Source organism: Streptomyces sp. NH27, from assembly GCF_056859195.1.
Genome location: NZ_JACEGK010000150.1, coordinates 1 through 14948, shown reverse-complemented (window position 1 = coordinate 14948; position 14948 = coordinate 1). Strand labels below are relative to the sequence as shown.

General features: G+C 70.3%; 18 protein-coding genes. 9 read left to right on the top strand and 9 right to left on the bottom strand.

All coding sequences use genetic code 11. The annotated features are described in order from the left end of the window. Nucleotides 1-143: 143 nt before the first annotated feature. The 8 genes from AC13HU_RS14820 to AC13HU_RS14785 all read right to left on the bottom strand — a co-directional run bounded on the left by AC13HU_RS14820 (nt 144) and on the right by AC13HU_RS14785 (nt 3602). The gene (locus AC13HU_RS14820) at nt 144-968 is read right to left on the bottom strand and encodes a DUF4097 family beta strand repeat-containing protein (RefSeq protein ID WP_483042314.1); all 825 of its coding nucleotides are present in this window, start codon (nt 966-968) and stop codon (nt 144-146) included. Nucleotides 969-1120: 152 nt separating this feature from the next. Beyond that, on the bottom strand, nt 1121-1438 hold the full coding sequence (locus AC13HU_RS14815; RefSeq protein WP_483042315.1) for a WhiB family transcriptional regulator: 318 nt from the start codon (nt 1436-1438) through the stop codon (nt 1121-1123). A gap of 138 nt (nt 1439-1576) precedes the next feature. Next, nucleotides 1577-1756, bottom strand: coding sequence for a hypothetical protein (locus tag AC13HU_RS14810; RefSeq protein ID WP_483042313.1), 180 nt, complete (start codon nt 1754-1756; stop codon nt 1577-1579). A gap of 98 nt (nt 1757-1854) precedes the next feature. Beyond that, nucleotides 1855-2109: a hypothetical protein gene (locus tag AC13HU_RS14805; RefSeq protein WP_483042312.1), complete on the bottom strand. Its 255-nt coding sequence runs from the start codon at nt 2107-2109 to the stop codon at nt 1855-1857. A gap of 97 nt (nt 2110-2206) precedes the next feature. Continuing rightward, complete coding sequence (locus AC13HU_RS14800) at nt 2207-2395, bottom strand: hypothetical protein (protein ID WP_483042311.1); 189 nt, start codon at nt 2393-2395, stop codon at nt 2207-2209. Further along, complete coding sequence (locus AC13HU_RS14795) at nt 2382-2588, bottom strand: hypothetical protein (RefSeq protein WP_483042310.1); 207 nt, start codon at nt 2586-2588, stop codon at nt 2382-2384. The genes AC13HU_RS14800 and AC13HU_RS14795 overlap by 14 nt, the downstream gene beginning before the upstream one ends. Beyond that, nucleotides 2581-2703, bottom strand: coding sequence for a hypothetical protein (locus AC13HU_RS14790; RefSeq protein ID WP_483042309.1), 123 nt, complete (start codon nt 2701-2703; stop codon nt 2581-2583). Before AC13HU_RS14790 ends, AC13HU_RS14795 begins: the two co-directional genes overlap by 8 nt. Then, nucleotides 2700-3602, bottom strand: coding sequence for a hypothetical protein (locus tag AC13HU_RS14785; protein WP_483042308.1), 903 nt, complete (start codon nt 3600-3602; stop codon nt 2700-2702). The genes AC13HU_RS14790 and AC13HU_RS14785 overlap by 4 nt, the downstream gene beginning before the upstream one ends. A 329-nt stretch (nt 3603-3931) precedes the next feature. Between AC13HU_RS14785 and AC13HU_RS14780 the strand changes: the two genes are divergently transcribed. From AC13HU_RS14780 to AC13HU_RS14760, 5 genes are all read left to right on the top strand, one after another. Then, nucleotides 3932-4753 carry a GntR family transcriptional regulator gene (locus tag AC13HU_RS14780; RefSeq protein ID WP_483042307.1) on the top strand — a complete coding sequence of 274 codons (822 nt, stop codon included), beginning with the start codon at nt 3932-3934 and terminating at the stop codon, nt 4751-4753. After that, nucleotides 4753-5517, top strand: coding sequence for a glycosyltransferase (locus AC13HU_RS14775; RefSeq protein ID WP_483042306.1), 765 nt, complete (start codon nt 4753-4755; stop codon nt 5515-5517). The genes AC13HU_RS14780 and AC13HU_RS14775 overlap by 1 nt, the downstream gene beginning before the upstream one ends. Then, complete coding sequence (locus tag AC13HU_RS14770) at nt 5514-6269, top strand: glycosyltransferase family 2 protein (RefSeq protein ID WP_483042305.1); 756 nt, start codon at nt 5514-5516, stop codon at nt 6267-6269. The genes AC13HU_RS14775 and AC13HU_RS14770 overlap by 4 nt, the downstream gene beginning before the upstream one ends. A gap of 1185 nt (nt 6270-7454) precedes the next feature. Further along, nucleotides 7455-9011 (top strand): transcriptional regulator, encoded by a 1557-nt coding sequence (locus tag AC13HU_RS14765; protein WP_483042304.1) that lies wholly within the window; start codon nt 7455-7457, stop codon nt 9009-9011. Continuing rightward, complete coding sequence (locus AC13HU_RS14760) at nt 9008-9859, top strand: DciA family protein (RefSeq protein ID WP_483042303.1); 852 nt, start codon at nt 9008-9010, stop codon at nt 9857-9859. Before AC13HU_RS14765 ends, AC13HU_RS14760 begins: the two co-directional genes overlap by 4 nt. A 710-nt stretch (nt 9860-10569) precedes the next feature. On the opposite strand, the gene AC13HU_RS14755 is transcribed toward AC13HU_RS14760, so the two are convergent. Beyond that, on the bottom strand, nt 10570-11160 hold the full coding sequence (locus AC13HU_RS14755) for a hypothetical protein (RefSeq protein ID WP_483042302.1): 591 nt from the start codon (nt 11158-11160) through the stop codon (nt 10570-10572). 239 nt (nt 11161-11399) lie between these two features. On the opposite strand from AC13HU_RS14755, the gene tap reads away from it, so the two are divergent. From tap to AC13HU_RS14735, 4 genes are read left to right on the top strand one after another with little or no spacing between them, the layout of a single operon-like run. Beyond that, nucleotides 11400-13703 (top strand): telomere-associated protein Tap, encoded by a 2304-nt coding sequence (tap, locus tag AC13HU_RS14750; RefSeq protein ID WP_483042301.1) that lies wholly within the window; start codon nt 11400-11402, stop codon nt 13701-13703. Between the two features lie 3 nt (nt 13704-13706). Then, a complete protein-coding gene (tpg, locus tag AC13HU_RS14745; protein ID WP_483042300.1) occupies nt 13707-14267 on the top strand; it encodes a telomere-protecting terminal protein Tpg in 561 nt (186 codons plus the stop codon). A 57-nt stretch (nt 14268-14324) separates the two neighbouring features. Continuing rightward, nucleotides 14325-14768 (top strand): hypothetical protein, encoded by a 444-nt coding sequence (locus tag AC13HU_RS14740; RefSeq protein WP_483042299.1) that lies wholly within the window; start codon nt 14325-14327, stop codon nt 14766-14768. Then, on the top strand, nt 14719-14928 hold the full coding sequence (locus tag AC13HU_RS14735; protein WP_483042298.1) for a hypothetical protein: 210 nt from the start codon (nt 14719-14721) through the stop codon (nt 14926-14928). Before AC13HU_RS14740 ends, AC13HU_RS14735 begins: the two co-directional genes overlap by 50 nt. Nucleotides 14929-14948: the final 20 nt, after the last annotated feature.

The window sequence follows — 14948 nt, the reverse complement described above, 5'->3', positions numbered from 1 at the left end:
GGGATGGGTGAGGTGTGGGCCGAAGCGCAGCAGCTGGTGGCGGCTGGGGTGCGGTCCCTGCGTTCTCCGCCGCCACCGGGCCGCGTGGGCGGGCCGGTGGCGACGGGCTGCGCAGGCAGCGGCGTTGTGAGACTTGAGCGGGGTCAGAACTTCTTGACGATGCCGTTGCCGGCCGACGCCCGGATGTCCAGGTCACTGCGGCTGCGGACGCCGTAGAGCTTGACGCTGCCGTTGCCGGCCTTGGCGGTGATCTGGCCGGTGGCCGCCGGGGCCACGGTCACCTTGATCGAGCCGTTGCCCGCGCGGACCCGGGCGGCGCTGCCGGCGTAGTGGTCGACCTTGACGCTGCCGTTGCTGGATTCGGCGTCGATCCACTCCGTGACTGTGCCGACCTTGACGCTGCCGTTGTCGGCTTCGGCCTTGATCCGGCCGACGGTCTCCGCGTGGATGCTGCCGTTGCTGGCCTCGGCCTCGAGGGCGGCGAGCACGCCGTAGACGTGCAGGCTGCCGTTCTCGCTGCGGCTCTTCACGCCCGAGCCGGCGGGCAGGGTGACGAGGACCTCGACACCGGTCGTGCCGCCGACGATGGTGCCGCCGACGATCGTGGTGCCGCGGCCGACGCCGCCGTTGAAGGTGACGCCGTTGACCGTGACGGTGGAGAAGTTGTTGCCGCTGATCCGCACGCCACCGTTGAAGTGCTGGGTGGTGGGCGGCAGCGGCGGCACGACGACGGTCAGGCGCTCCGCGGTCTGGTGGATGCGGGTGTTCTTCACCGCGGTGGCGGCCGGCCCGGTCGGGTCGTCGGTGCGGACCCGCACGGTCGCGACGGTCGCGGCCGGGTCGACGGTGACGTGGACGACGCCGTCGGGGCAGGTGAGGTCGGTCAGGACCGGGCCGGTGTAGCCGTCGTCGGGGGTGAACGTCCGCTCGGGGTTGCTGTCGTGCTTGCTGATGTCGGTGCCGATCATCGAGTCCTCCGGATCGGTGGCAGGGCGTGCTCCTCAGCCGCGCCGGATGCGGGTGAGGGAAGCGGTGGACGGTGCTCCCAGCGCTCTCCGCCGACACCGGACCCCCAAGGGGCGGGCCGGTGACGACGGGCTACGCAGGGCAGCGGAGGTGATCAGGCCGCGGCAGCAGCGGCGTTGGCGCGGCTGCGGGCGGCGCGGCGCTTGATCGCGCGGCGCTCGTCTTCGCTGGCCCCGCCCCACACCCCGAAGTGCTCGTTGCGGTCCAGGGCGCCCTGGAGGCAGGTCTCCATCAGCGGGCAGCGGCGGCACACGGCCTTGGCCTCTTCGATCTGCAGGAGCGCCGGGCCGGCGTTGCCGATCGGGAAGAACAGCTCCGGGTCTTCGTCGGCGCAGGCCGGGCGGGCGTTGCGGGCGGCGCGGTCTTCGGCGTCGTCCGGCTCGTAGCCGCGGCGGTCGTCTTCGCGCTCCAGGTCGTCGACGATGCCGGCGAGCGGGCTGGTGCGTGCGATGCTGGTTGTCACGAGGGCCTCCCAGTAGGTCCAGTACGGACAGCCCCCGGGGTGGCACCCCCGGGGGCTGTTGCTTTGCTCGGTGCGACGTGGTGCGGGTCAGGCGGCGGCGGGGGTGAGCCGGTCGACGTCGGCGCGCAGCTGCGTGATGCGGTCCGCGAGCTCCCGGCGCCGACCGAGCGGCAGGTACGTGGTCAGAAGCTGCCGGTTGGCGGCGTCCAGCCGGGCCTGCGCGGCCTGGAGCGGGGTCCGGGGGTCGCGGGGGATCGGTTTCGACACGGCGGTGTCCTCTCTGTCCGGTCCGTCGGTGCGAGGGCCTCGCACACTCCAGCGCCCACCGGGCCGGGGCTCGGTGGGCGCTGGGCAGTGCGGGGAGATCAGGGCCGGCGGGACGGGAAGTTCCGGTGGTAGCGGTCAGCGTTGCCGTCCGTGGCGATGACAGCCTTGGCGTATGCGGCGACCTCGTCACCTCGTGCGAACATGCCCTTGCGGGTCACGGCCGCGCTGAGCGTGCTGGTTTTGAAGGTGTCGGCGGCCTCCTGGTCGCCGGCGGCGATGGCGCCCTTGATGTCGCGGGTCATCGCGCGGTGTCCCTGGACCTCGACGATCAGGCCACGCAGCTTGTCGAGCATCTGTCCTCCATGGAGTTCGGGGTGGTGGTGCGAGGCGCCTCGCACACTCCAGCGCCCACCGGGCCGGGCTCGGTGGGCGCTGGGCAGTGCGGGGAGGTCAGGGGCGGCGGGCTTGCCGGTCGCGCTGGCGTTGCAGGTAGGCGTCCTGGAGCCGCGAGAAGCGCTCGAAGATCGGCAGGCCCGTCGGGCACGGCGCGTCGGGCCGGCAGTCCGCGCAGTCCGTCTTGTGCGCCTCGTTGTCCTGGTGCGCCTTCATGTAGCGGGTGTAGAGGTCATCCGGTGGCACGGGGTTCTTCCTGATCGGCGCCGGTGAGGGCGTGGGTGTCGGTGACGTGGTGGCCGGCCTCCCACGCCGCGATGGCCGCCGTCGCTGCGGCGGCGAGCAGAGCGCGGACGATCGGGTGGGCCGGGCCTCGGAGGGCCAAGGCCCGCACCGCGTGCTGCTGAGCGGTACGGGCCCGGTGTATGAGGTCAGCCACGGGTGCGGGCGTTGTCCTCGCTCCGCTTGTTGGCCTCCTTGACGTCCTTCTCCATCTGGGCACGGTCGTCGTCCGACAGCGAAGTCGTGGCCAGGGATGCGATGCTGGTGTTCACAGGTGCCTCCAGTTCGGGCCTGTACGCGACGCCCGGGGGGTCGATCCCCGGGCGTCGCTCTGTACGGGGTGCTCCTGCAGCCCCCTGCCGTCGCCGCTCCGAAGGGTGTGGGCGGCGGCGACAGGCAGAGCAGGCGGCGTTGTTCGTGGGAAGCGCGCGGGGTGGAGCGTCGTCAGCGGAACGTCCTGGCTTCGGAACTCGGAGACCGCGCCGGGGATCGTCCGGCAGGTGTTGTTGGCCTCTTCGACGGCCGTGCCGGCGCGCTTGGCGAACGCCTTCGTGCTGCCGGCGACCGTGGCCTCGCGCTGCCGGGTCCACTCCGCGGTCCGCACCTGGCGGGCCAGGTCGGCGTACTGGCGGTCGAAGCGAGCCCGCTCCCTCGCGAACGCCTCGCGGACCTGCCGGCGACGCGGTTCGTCCTGGAGAAGAACGGTGTAGGCGGCGAGCAGCCGCCGGCCGGTGGAGCAGGTCTCCCGTGTGGTGCAGCCCGCGCACCGCTCCCGGTGGATCTCGTACGCCTGGCGGGCCGAATCCGCGCTGCGCGCCGGGGCGACGATGCGGTGTACCGGAGCGGCCGGGGCCGGGATCGGCTTGAAGAACTGCTGTGCCGCGCGCCGGTTTTCGGCGGGCATCGCTTCCCGGTGCCGACGGTCGACCTTGATGCGCTGCCCGCTGCCCTCGCAGCGGGGAACTCGGTCCTGCGCCGTCCGCTGACTGCGGCGGTCGGCCGGCTGGTTACTGCGCGGCTGTGCCCGGTGGGCTGCGACCATACCGCGCCTGACGACACGCCACGTGCCGCAGTCGGCGCAGACGACGCTGCGGATCTCGTCGCCGTCGACGGTGACGCAGTCGGAGCGGAGCGTGCTGAGCAGGAGCGGAGCGCGGCCGTTGTGTCGCATCGAGATCCCCTTCGCCGGCCTCGGTCGGTTGCGTTCTCCGTACGCCACGGCCAGGGCCATGGAGCGTGGGCAGCGCAACCGCTGCATGGGTTCTGCGGGAGAGTCCACCCGGGGCGACCTCGTGGTTCGTCAGCCGCGGGACTGCTGGACTCTTCGCAGGTAGAGCTCTGTAGTTGTGAGGCTGAGGACCCGTCAGCTTCCGCTGGGGTCCCTGCCGTTCACCTTCCTAGGAAGGCCAACAGGACAGAGCGTGGCATGCGAATCGCGCGACGTCAACACTTCCTAGGAAGGTGTTGATACTCAACTCATGATCTGGGAAGGTTCACCCCATGACCGCGAAGACGTCGGGCCCGTCGCCCGCCTCCTACGACGCCAGCCGGCTCGCCGGCGCGCTCCAGGCGTCCATCGAGCGTGGCGAGCTACGCCCCGGTGGCCAACTGCCGACCACAGCTGAGCTGGCCACGCAATACGGGGTCAACAAGAACACGGTCAGCAAGGCCATCTCCGGCCTCAAAGCTGCAGGTGTCCTCACCGGTCCAGCCGGAGGACGTACCTGGGTGCGGGTTCGCCCTCCCCAGATCAAGCGGCACAACGGGCGGTATCAGCGGGAAAAGGAAGGGGTCCTCCTTCCGGAGGAAGAGCGCGGTGGTTACGGCGTGTCTGAGGCGGACAGCGGAATCGCTGTCCGGGATCTCCACGAGGACCTGTACACCTACGAGGTCGTGGCAGGCCCCGAGGACATCCGAAAGATCCTCGAAACCACCGCCGATAGCCAGCTGCTGCGCCGAACGTACACGCGTCGCCACGCGGCCCACGCCGGCGCTGGATGCTCCACGAGCTACCTGCCGTACAGCTTGGCCAGCCGCAATCCCGACCTGCTGGACGCCAGCCGCGAGCCGTGGCCCGGCGGCACCATGCACCAGCTGCACACGATCGGCATCGAGCTGGGCAGAATCGACGACCACGTCTTCGCGTCCATGCCCACGCCGGAGGAACAGCAGCTGCTCGACATCCCGCCGGGCGTTCCACTTCTTCGCGTCCGCAAGATCAGCTTTGCGGTCACCGGCGAGGCGGTGGAGGTCTCCGACATCCCGCTCCCAGCAGACCGTACTGAGCTGATCTACACCACGCAGCTTGAGCGGTGGCAGTAGTGCCGATCATCAGCATCATCACCCCCGTTTTCGACGGGGGTGATGCGTTCCTCCCGGAGGCTTACGAGTCCGTGCAGGGTCAGGTGCTGCCCGCGGGCTGGACGTGGGAGTGGCTCGTGCAGGAGGACGGCCGTACAGGCCGTCCCGGTTCGGTCCTTCCCCCAGATGACCGAGTGCGCTTCGCTACCGGCACCCGGGGTGGAGCAGGAGTGACGCGAACGTTGGCTCTGGCCAGGGCTCAAGGGGACCTTGTGCGCGCACTCGATGCCGATGACATGCTGAGCAGCGGTGCGCTGGCTCGGGATATCGCGGCCTTCCAAGATGCCCCCGATATTGCGTGGTGTGTCTCCGCCGCCCTCGATCTTCTCCCCGACGGTTCGCTCACGCCTGGCCCGTACGACCCACCGGCAGGGCCGCTGTCCTACCGGGCCCTTCGGGCTCACTTCGAAACTGACCGGTTCCCCGTCGTCAGCACACATCTCACCGCACGGACTGGCCTTGTCAGGGCTGTTGGCGGCTGGCCGGCCCTGCCGGCGTTGGAAGCGCTGGCGCTCCTGTTGACCTGCGCCGCTGTTTCGCCGGGCCTCATGCTCACTGAGCCGGGCGGCATTTACCGCAAACATCAAGATCAAACGACTGCCCAACCGCACTACCGGGACGAGGTCGAGTTCGCCACCCTGCGCGCTGCGATCCTGTCCCGCCTGGACTCCCTCGAGGAATCAGGGTGGCGTTGGGTTCCCCCGATGAGGAAGGACCATCGATGACAAAGAAGCTGTCGATCATCACCGCCGTGCACCAGAGCGGTGTAGCGCACCTACGGAGTGCGTACGAGTCGCTGGCCCAGCAGCAGCTGCCGATCGGCTGGGACTGGGAGTGGCTGATCCAGGAAGATGGCTTTGACGTGGCGGCCAGCGCTGAGGTGCCGACCGACGCTCGTATTCAGGTTGCACACTCCCGGCGCGGCGGACCGCACGTGGCGAGGACGGTAGCGCTCGGTCGGGCATCTGGCGAACTCATCAAGAATCTGGATGCCGACGACGTTCTGGCTGACGGGGTTCTGGCGCGCGATATCGAGGTGCTGGAACAACGTGAGGACATCGGCTGGACTACCTCCGCGGTGCTTGATCTCATGCCGGACGGCAGTCTCGTCAGTTTTCCGGGAGATCCGGCCGCGGGCCGAATTGAGCGCGGTGCGGTGTTCGCGCACTGGGAGAAGAACCTGCGGGCGCAGGTTCACCCGACGACGCTGTGCGCGCGCCGAACGCTCGTACTGGCCCTGGGAGGTTGGATGGCGCTGCCTGCCTCTGGCGACACGGGCCTCCTTCTTGGGCTGGATGCCTTGGCGCCGGGCTGGTTTCACGAAGAAGTGGGCCTCCACTACCGCAAGCACGATGGTCAGATCACCGCTGACGCGCGTCATTCGAAGGGCGAAGAGTGGGAGGCCCGCATGCGCGTCATCGGTGATCACGCCCGGGCACTGCACGCGATGGTGAAGAGCACGCGACCGGACCAGTGATCTGTCCTGCGGTCCGGCTGATGTCCAGATCACACTCGTTTTACCTCTCGAACCCGTGGGGCGGGAGCCTTCGGAGATCTTTTCCCGCGAGACGGGATGCGGTCGTGCCGATCGGAATTCCCTGCGGCCGCGTGGCATTGACGTTGGGCCAGATCGGGGACACACGCTTAGGATCTATGTCGATCATCGTTCCGATTTTTGGACGGGGCGTCAGGAAGGTGGCGGTGGCGGTGAACGGAGCTGCGGTCTGGATTGCGGTCCACGCTGCGACACGGGCGCCCCACCGTCCCCCGGCATACTCCCCGAGCGGTACAGTTTCCCCCGAACTTGATCAACTAAATGAGTGTGGCCCCGTCGATCGACTTGGGGAAGTCGAGAGGGGCCACGGGCTTCGGGGACCTTGTAGCAGGGGTCCCATCGGCCGGCCGCGCACCCTGAACGGAAAGCCAGGTGGCGACGTGCATCAGGGTACCCGCGCCCGCACGTACACACACAGCACCCCGCCGTGGGGTCAGCAGCGCAGGCGCGTGAGCTGGTCCTTCGACGGGGCGTTCGCGTTGTCCGGGCACCCCAACCAGCCCTCCGAAGAGGGGGTTGAGATGACCTAGGTCTGGGGGCGGTAGCACCCGCCCGGGCTGACGAGGCACCTGCCCGCCTCGATCAGACCCACATTCCACCGGGAGAGTTTGGCGACTCCCCCGAAGGTTCTGCCCTCCGGTTGGCGCCGGTCGGGCGTTCACTCTCGGTTCCCAACGAACCGCACCTGCCGTTGAGGCGGTGCCATTTTGTGTAGCCGCCTCCGTAGAGGAAGGCCGCTGCCATTTTGCATGCCCGGCTGGCCTCGCGCCAGTCTTCACACGTCCGGTTGATCCGCGTTTGTACGCCAAACGTGGTGTCCCCCTTGGTCGGGGAACAGGACTTCTTCGTCACATCCGGGTACATCCGCTCCCTTGCTACGGTCGCGAACCCCCTTTTCGCCCCGCCAGCCGTAGCCGCCTCAACCAGTTGGAGTTCGTCCCCGCTTGCCGTCACACGGGAAGATCGTTTCGCACCTGTAGAAGGCGTGAGCACCCCTTCGTCCGCTGGCGGTTCCCTCGGGTTCCGCGTCCGCAGTCCTCTGTCCACAGGCGATCTGTTCCACGGTCGCCGGATGACCTCTGTTCCGACGTCGGCCCGGGTGGGCCGGTGAGCACCGCGGCGGCGATGGCCGCTGTGCGGGTTCCGTCGCCGCGCCGTTCCGGCCTGCTGGTCGACGGCGCGGCGGACGTGCTGGCGGAGCTCCCGGAGTTGTTCGTGCCGGAGGCCTCGCAGTGGTTGTCGACATCGGCGAGCCGACTGGCGTTCGACGGCTACAGCTGGATGCAGGCGGTGCACTGGGTGAAGGGGTCCGGGCTGTACGACCCGCGCCGGCACCAGGAGTACGGGCCGCGGAAGTTCGATGTGACGACGGTCCGCGTTGCCCAGGTGATGGCCGCGTTCATCCAGTGCCGCCCCAGCCTCGAGTTCCTGATGGCGCGCACGGGGTTGTCCCGGCGGTCGGTGAACTACCACCTGCGGATGCTGCGGGAGACGGGCCTGCTGGTGCGGATCGCGATCGGCACGCGGGAGGCCGGCGGGAAGCGGCTGGCGAGCGAATACGTGCTGATGGTGCCGCCGGAGTTCGACACGGCGCTGGGGATCCGCACGGTGCAGCGGCATGAGGCGGCGCCGGACTACACGCGGGCGGTGGCCGGGATCTCGGAGACGGGGCGGAACCTGATGGGGGCGCTGGGGAAGAAGGCGGCCCGGAAGGTCCGCAAGCCGAGGAAGAAGACGGCCTCGAAGGGGTCGGCGAAGGCCTCGCCGGCGACGTCAGCGCAGGGTGCAGCGGAGAGCGGGGGGGACGGCCAGGAGCCGGTGTCCGACCCGGATTTGGGCGGGGGCCGTTGCACCCCAATGCAGGGTGGTACCTCAACTCTTCCCACTGCCGGTAGTACCCCTGATCCCTCTGAGGACAAGCTCGCCAGCGGGAAGCGCAAGTCGTCGCCCCCGAAGAAGGCCAAGCGCGGGCCGCGGAAGCTCAACAAGACCGGGCAGCGGTTCTCCCTCGCCGGAGAGTTGATGCGGCGGGTGTCGTGGCTGCGGCCCGCCGACAAGGACCGGATCGCGTGGGCGGTCAACGAGGTCTCCGACGCCGGCTGGACGGCCGATGAGGTCCTGGCGGCCCTGGACCTGCGCCAGGAGCCGCCCGGCGGCGTACGGCGGGCCTCGGGCTTCCTGGCAGCCCGGATGCGTGGCATGGCGACCATGCCCGGCTGGACCACCAAACAGCAGCGCCAGGTGCAGGTCGACCACCGCAACGCAGCCGTGGACGCCGCCCGCAAGGACCGCATCCAACAGGTGCGTGACCAGCAAGATCGCAGCGAGGGCGCCTGGCAAGCGCCGCGTAGCGCCGCCGTGCGGCGTGAGGTCGACCAGCTGCTCGGCGAGGCCTTCGCGCCCACGTTGCCGGCCGGCCACGAGCCAGGGTTGCCGGAGCTTTCGGGCCCGCAGGACCTGACCGCAGCCGAGGTCGCGGAGATGCGCAAAGCGGCGGCCGCGGAGCTGATGACCGGCGAGACGTCGCTGATCAGCATGGCCGTGGAGTGGTGGGGTCCGGCGGCCGCAGAGCGCATCTACGGCAGCGGCCTGGTCCACCGGGCCCGGCAGCTGACCTCCATGACGTCGCTCAGCGAGTTCGGCATCGACAGGGGGCAGCATTGACCAGCGCCGAACCCAGCAGCGCCTCGCGGCCGCCGGAGGACCCGGCGCCGCCGACGCCATCCGGGGTGGACCTGGCCCGGGTGGCGCTGCAGGCCGCGAAGGCGACCGCCCGCAAACGTGGCGAGCAGGCGAGCGCGGGCAAGCCGCGCCGGGTGCGCACCGGTCGGTCCGTGCGGGGTGACGGCCGCGAACCGGTCGGCCTGGCGGCAGCGTTCCAGCAGCTCGTCACCGAGCGGGCCTGGGAGGTCCCGGCCGCCGGCGGGACCGTGCTGCAGCAGTGGTCGGCCATCGCGCCTGACCTGGCCCCGCACGTCCAGGCCGTGGGGTTCGACGCCGACCAAGGGCGCCTGGACCTGCTGCCCGACTCGCCGGCCTACGCCACCCAACTGCGCATGAGCACCGCCCGCCTGGTCGCCATGGCCAACCAGGCCGCCGGCCGCGAAGCCGTGCGCAGCATTCGCGTCCTGCCGCCCGGCACCCAGACCTCCGCCCCGGCCGCCGGCGTGTCCCCGGCTGCCGTACCGGAGCCGGCCGGGCCGGTGCGCACCCGCGAGGACGCGTCGACCGGCTACCGCCAGGCGCTCGCCGCCCACCAGGCCGCCAAGACGGAGCAGGGCGACCGGCTCCCGCCGGCGGTACGCGCCGCCATCGAACGGCAGGACCACGTGCTGCGTGGTCGCCGGGAGCCGGAGGAAGCTTTCGGCGACGGCCAGGCCGCGCTTGAGGAACTGCGCGCCAAAGCGGCCCGGGCTGCACCGGCCGGCGCCCGCGCGCGGGCCCTGCAACGCCTCGCCGCGGAGCGTGCTGGGCGGAGCGTCTCCGCCCAGCAGGTGCGGCGTACAGCTTGATCTGCAGGCGAGGATCACCGGCAGCGCCGCGCCGCGCGCGGTCGACCGTGACCTTCCGGGGGCGCACATCTACATTCATGCATATGCCTCTGGCATGTTCCGTATTACGCACACGGGCCTGGAATCTGGGGGCATGAGGTCTGCTGCCGTGCGTATCGGCCCTACAGTGGGGGAATTAGATCACTGCGTAGCGCGTAGATCTGTAGATGCGTGGTGATCATGAGGGAGGGGCCGGCCCCGTTCGGACCGACCCCTCGGGACGGGCCGTCGGATGTGGGACCGTCAGCGCCGTGAGATCGCATCCAGTAGCAGCTGGATGAGCGCGATCAGCACGGCGAACTGGTTCCAGTCCGGCGGCTGTTCATCATCGGTCAACCCGTATCACCTCCTCTCACCCTCGGGGCTGGAGGTGGCGGAGCTGCGATGCGCCGTCAGAAGGCAACCCTATACGGGCAGTTACGATCAGTCCGCAGAAAGTCGGGTCTCGCCAGTACCGGAAACTCCGCTTCCGCCGCAGGGTCTGTGCGCCGTGCCGCTGACCAGCACCCTCGTGCCGTCCGCGGTCGCCTGGTCCGCTTGACCGCGGCGGTCGGCAGCGTCCGGCCGATCCCGTTCTTCGCGGTAATCCGCCCGACGTTCACTGCCTGGCCGGGCTCGGGCACTTGCGGCCGCTGCAGCGGCGACGGTGTCGGCCGGGGCAGCCGGGGTGTCTACCGCCCTCGCAACTCGTCTTCCATCAAGGCCTCATACGCATCCTGGGCTCGGCTGTCGAGTTCGTCCTCGATCGAGCGGACGATGCCGAGTGCTTCCCGGTCGATGCTTTCGGGGTTGTCCAGGACGGTGAACAGGGGGCCGTCACCGAGGGAGATGTCGAGTGCCTTCGACGGGAACTCCCGCAACGCCTTGCCCTGCTGGCCCTTGTCCCGGGGCGAGACCGCCGCGCCGTCGCGGAAGGCGGCCTCGCTGAGGTGTTCCAGGGCGTCGCGCGCCAGCTTCAGCTTCTCGTTCTCCGCCGGCGCCGTTTCGCCGCGCTCCGCGGCGAGGCGGCCCCGCCACTGTTCGAGCTGGTACGCCGACCACACCAGGGTGTGCTCTTCCGCCCACCGCTGGCGGAAGTCGGCGCGCAGTTCCTCTTCCGAGGGGCTCCAGTCCTCGTTGTAGTCGTAGGCGCGGGAGTTGGCGTCGAACTGCTGACGTATGGCGCGGGTGCGCTCGGCTTGCCTGATCACCGCTTCAGCCCAGACCTGCACGAAGTACCGTGCCTGCTCTTCGGCTTCGTTGTAGGCCGACTCGAATTCCATGCGGCGAGGCTACGCGGCGCCTGCCTCCGTTGGACCGGATCGCTCGGCACCGGTCCAACGATGGCCGCCGGGCCGCGGACCCTGACGCCAATGTGTGCCACCGACGGGCAAGGCGCGGCGCACCAGGGGTCTGACCTGTACGTACACCGCTCCAACCGGTGAACGTTGCGTTCAATATGGCGTTTATAGTGAATTTCACAGTGAAGTTCAGCTAAGGTACGGGGAGGAGGTTGAAACTGATGCCCACGGAAGACGAGTTGTTCGCGTCGGTCGACGCGCTGCTTGAGCAGGGCCCGTTGTTGCCGCCACCGGCGGAGCGCAGGCGCCTGCGGGAGGCCGCCGGTCTGACGCAGGACGATGTGGCCGCCGGTCTGCATTCGAGCCGGGAAGCGGTCAACGGCTGGGAGACCGGCCGCACGAGGCCGCGGCCGCCGCGGCTGCAGGCGTACAAGCGGCTGTTGGACGGGTGGGCGGTCCGCTATCCCGCCCCGCCCCTCGAGGACCAGGCCCCCGCGGAAGTGCTGGCGACGTTCGCTCCTACCGCACCCCCGAAGGCTCCGGCTGCCGTGCCGCCGGCCGCGAACCCCACCCCGGCAGCACCGGCCGCACCCTCGACGGGCAGGACGGCCAAGGCGCCGGCGGCGGCCAGGAGTGCGTCGACGTCGCGGCGTCCGGCCGCGGCGAAGGCTGCCCGCCCGGCCGCAGACCCGCGGTTCCCGAACGGGCCGCTGGCGGTGCTTGACAGCGACGGCACCGTGTACTGCGTCGGCGGCGTCGTGATGGACTGCCCCGCGGCCACGATCCCCGCGCTGGTCGACTGGACGCTGTCGGAGTCCGGGATCGGCGCGGCCCGGCTGCACCGCCACGGGAAGGACTCCGACCCGCTGATCGCACTCACCGAGGCGGCCGCGGTGAAGTTCGGCCTGCCCGCACGGCTGGAGGGCGAGGAAGCCCGCCGCTCGTTGCGGCTGCCCGACGACCACAAGGTCGTCAAGCAGATCACCAAGGCCCGCTGGAAGTTGACGCAGCGCGGCTTCGGGCCGTGGGCGCGGGTCTACCGGCCGGCCAAGGGCAGCGAGCGGCAGTGCGTGCAGCTCGCCATGCTGTCGTGGGACGCCCTGGACCCCCGCTCCTGGGGCGGAACCGCCAGCCTGCACCCGGCGGAGATTGCGAACGTCCTGGGTGTGTACGCCTCCCGGGTGATCACCCCTCGGGGGTCGACGGCGGTGTCCGGGATCGAGCTGATGACCGCGATGCGCCCGCCGACCCGCGCGGTCAAGGATGAGACGACCGGCGGCTGGGTGTCCGCGCCCAACCCCGGGGCGCTGCACGGGCCGATGGACCCGGCGCCGCCGGAGTCGATGCTCGCGCACCCGGTCGCGCAGGGCTGGGACCGGGGGTTTCTGGACGAAGAGGCGTTCCAGTGGCGCCGCGACCCCGCCTCGCTGACCGATGCCGAGTGCCTGCTGCCGTTCGCGGTCGGCCTGGACATTAACACCGCGTTCCTGGCCGCCGCCGCCCGCCTGTCGGTGGGGCTGTCGGAGCCGGAGCACGTCACGGCCCCGGTGTTCGACAAGAAGATCCCCGGTTCCTGGCTGGTGGACCTGTCCCACATCGACATCGACCCGCGCCTGCCCAACCCCTTCACCCCCAGGGGCACCCGCCCGGAGGGCCCGGCCTGGTACGCCACGCCGACCGTGGCCTACGCGGTGGAGCTCGGCGCCACCGTCCAGCCGATCGAGGCGTATCTGCGGCGGGAGACCGGCGCGTACCTGGACCCGTGGCACGACCGCCTCAAGGACGCCTACGTCACGACCATGGCTGACGCCGGGATCCCGGTGGACAAGGACACCGACGAGACAACGTTCCTGGCCGCGATGAGCCTGCACACCATCCTCCGCAGCGGCTCGGACGACCTGGCCGCGGTACGCGAGCAGCTGGCCGCCGCCGGCCTTGCCAGCGTCGCGGGCCTGGACGACGGCGAGCTGGCGGCCGCGCTGCGCCGGCACCAGCAGATCGGCATGGTGCTGTCCGCGGTGAAGGGCACCGTCAAGGGCGGCATCGGCAAGCTCAAGGAGAACCCGCAAGGGCGCCACCACCGCGACGGCGAGCGCTGGCCGGCGCTGGAGCGCCCGACCTGGCGGCCCGACATCCGGGCGGCGGTCATCTCCAAGGCCAGGGTGAACATGCACCGCAAGATGGCCAACGTCGCGCGCGCGACCGGCGGCACCCTGCACGCGCAGGAGATCAACGGGGTGTTCACCGTGCGGTTCGGCCCCGACGCGCTGATGCCGCTGGGGGTGCTGTCGGACTGCGTCGTCTACCCCAGCAAGGGCCGCTCCCCGCTGGACTGCCTGCCCCTGACCGAGGACGGCCAGCACGTGCTGCCCGGCACCTTCCGGATCGGCGCCACCCCCGGGCTGGCCAAGGTCGAAGGGGTCCAGGACATGTTCTGGGCCGTCGACCTGCTCGAGCGCAACCTCAACCCGGCCCGCCACATCAAGGGCGACGGCCACGACGCGGTCATGGACGAAGGGGAGTAGCCGGTGGCGAACGAGATCGACCGCGCCCTGGACCGTGCCGGCACCGAGCAGTTCACCAAGGCGCCGCCGAAGACGCCGCTGGCGCGGATGCGGCTGCTGATGCGCGCGGAGGAGGGCTCCACCGCTGCCGTGGCGGCCCGCCTGGGGGTCTCGCAGCGCACGGTGGAGCGCTACCTCAAAGGGCAGCGCAAGCGGCCTCGCAAGGCCCTCACCGAGGCCCTGGACCGCGAGGTGAAGAAGGTGTGGCAGCCCCGGGTCCGCCAGCGGGCCCGCAAGGCGGCGGCCACCCGGAAGGGGATCACGATCGAGACCCGCGCCCGGTTCGGCTACACCGCGCCGATCGGCACCACCGACGACGGCCGCGAGCGCCGCCTGACTGTCCACCTCCCGCCCGTCTACGCAGACCGGCTGTTCACCGCGCAGCAGCAGGGGGCCAGCGACCAACAACTTCGTGAAATCGTCGCCGAAGGACTGCAAGAGGTGTACTTCAAGGACGGTGGAACGCGCGCCGACGGGCTCGAAGTAGAATTCCGCGACATCGACTACTTCGACGTCTCCTTCTAGGAAAGAATCCACCCCATGCCATCGATCGAATTACCCCACTCAGAAAGGAGCGATACCGTGACCGACCGGCCCGTGCAGATCGCCGACATCGAACGCCGTGCCCGCGCGGCCGTCGCCGACCGGCTCCGGCACGCCGCCGACGACGCCGTCCTGGCGGTCACCCGCGACAGCGAGGACCCCTTGGCGGTCGTCCTGACCGTCAACTCCGGCGGCAACGCGGCCGCGTGCACACAGGCGCTGCGGATCGAAGCCGGCTACGCCTGCGGGGTCCTGCCCGCCACCCGGGAGTACGGGGTCCGGATGCGGATCGGGCCCGGCGACGCGGTCGACTCCGACTCGCCGTCACACCCCGGCCGCCTGGTGGTTCGCCGAACGCGCCTACGGCCAGTACCTCAGCGAACAGTCCGCACTCCCCGAGACGGCCAAGCCGTCCAGCCCCGGAAGGTGACCCATGGAAGCCAACACCAGCGAGGAAGCGTCGGCCGAAGAGGCCGCGGCTGACGAGGAACCCGAGCTCGACTTCGTCCACGTGGGCTGCACGTTCGTGTGCCGGGCCGACATCGCCGACGACGTCGCCAAGGCCCTGCGTGTGGCTGTCGAGGCGTTCCTCGAGGACTGCGGCTTCAGCGATGACGAGATCGTCGACTACGGCGTCGACTGACCGCCCGCCCCCCACCGAGA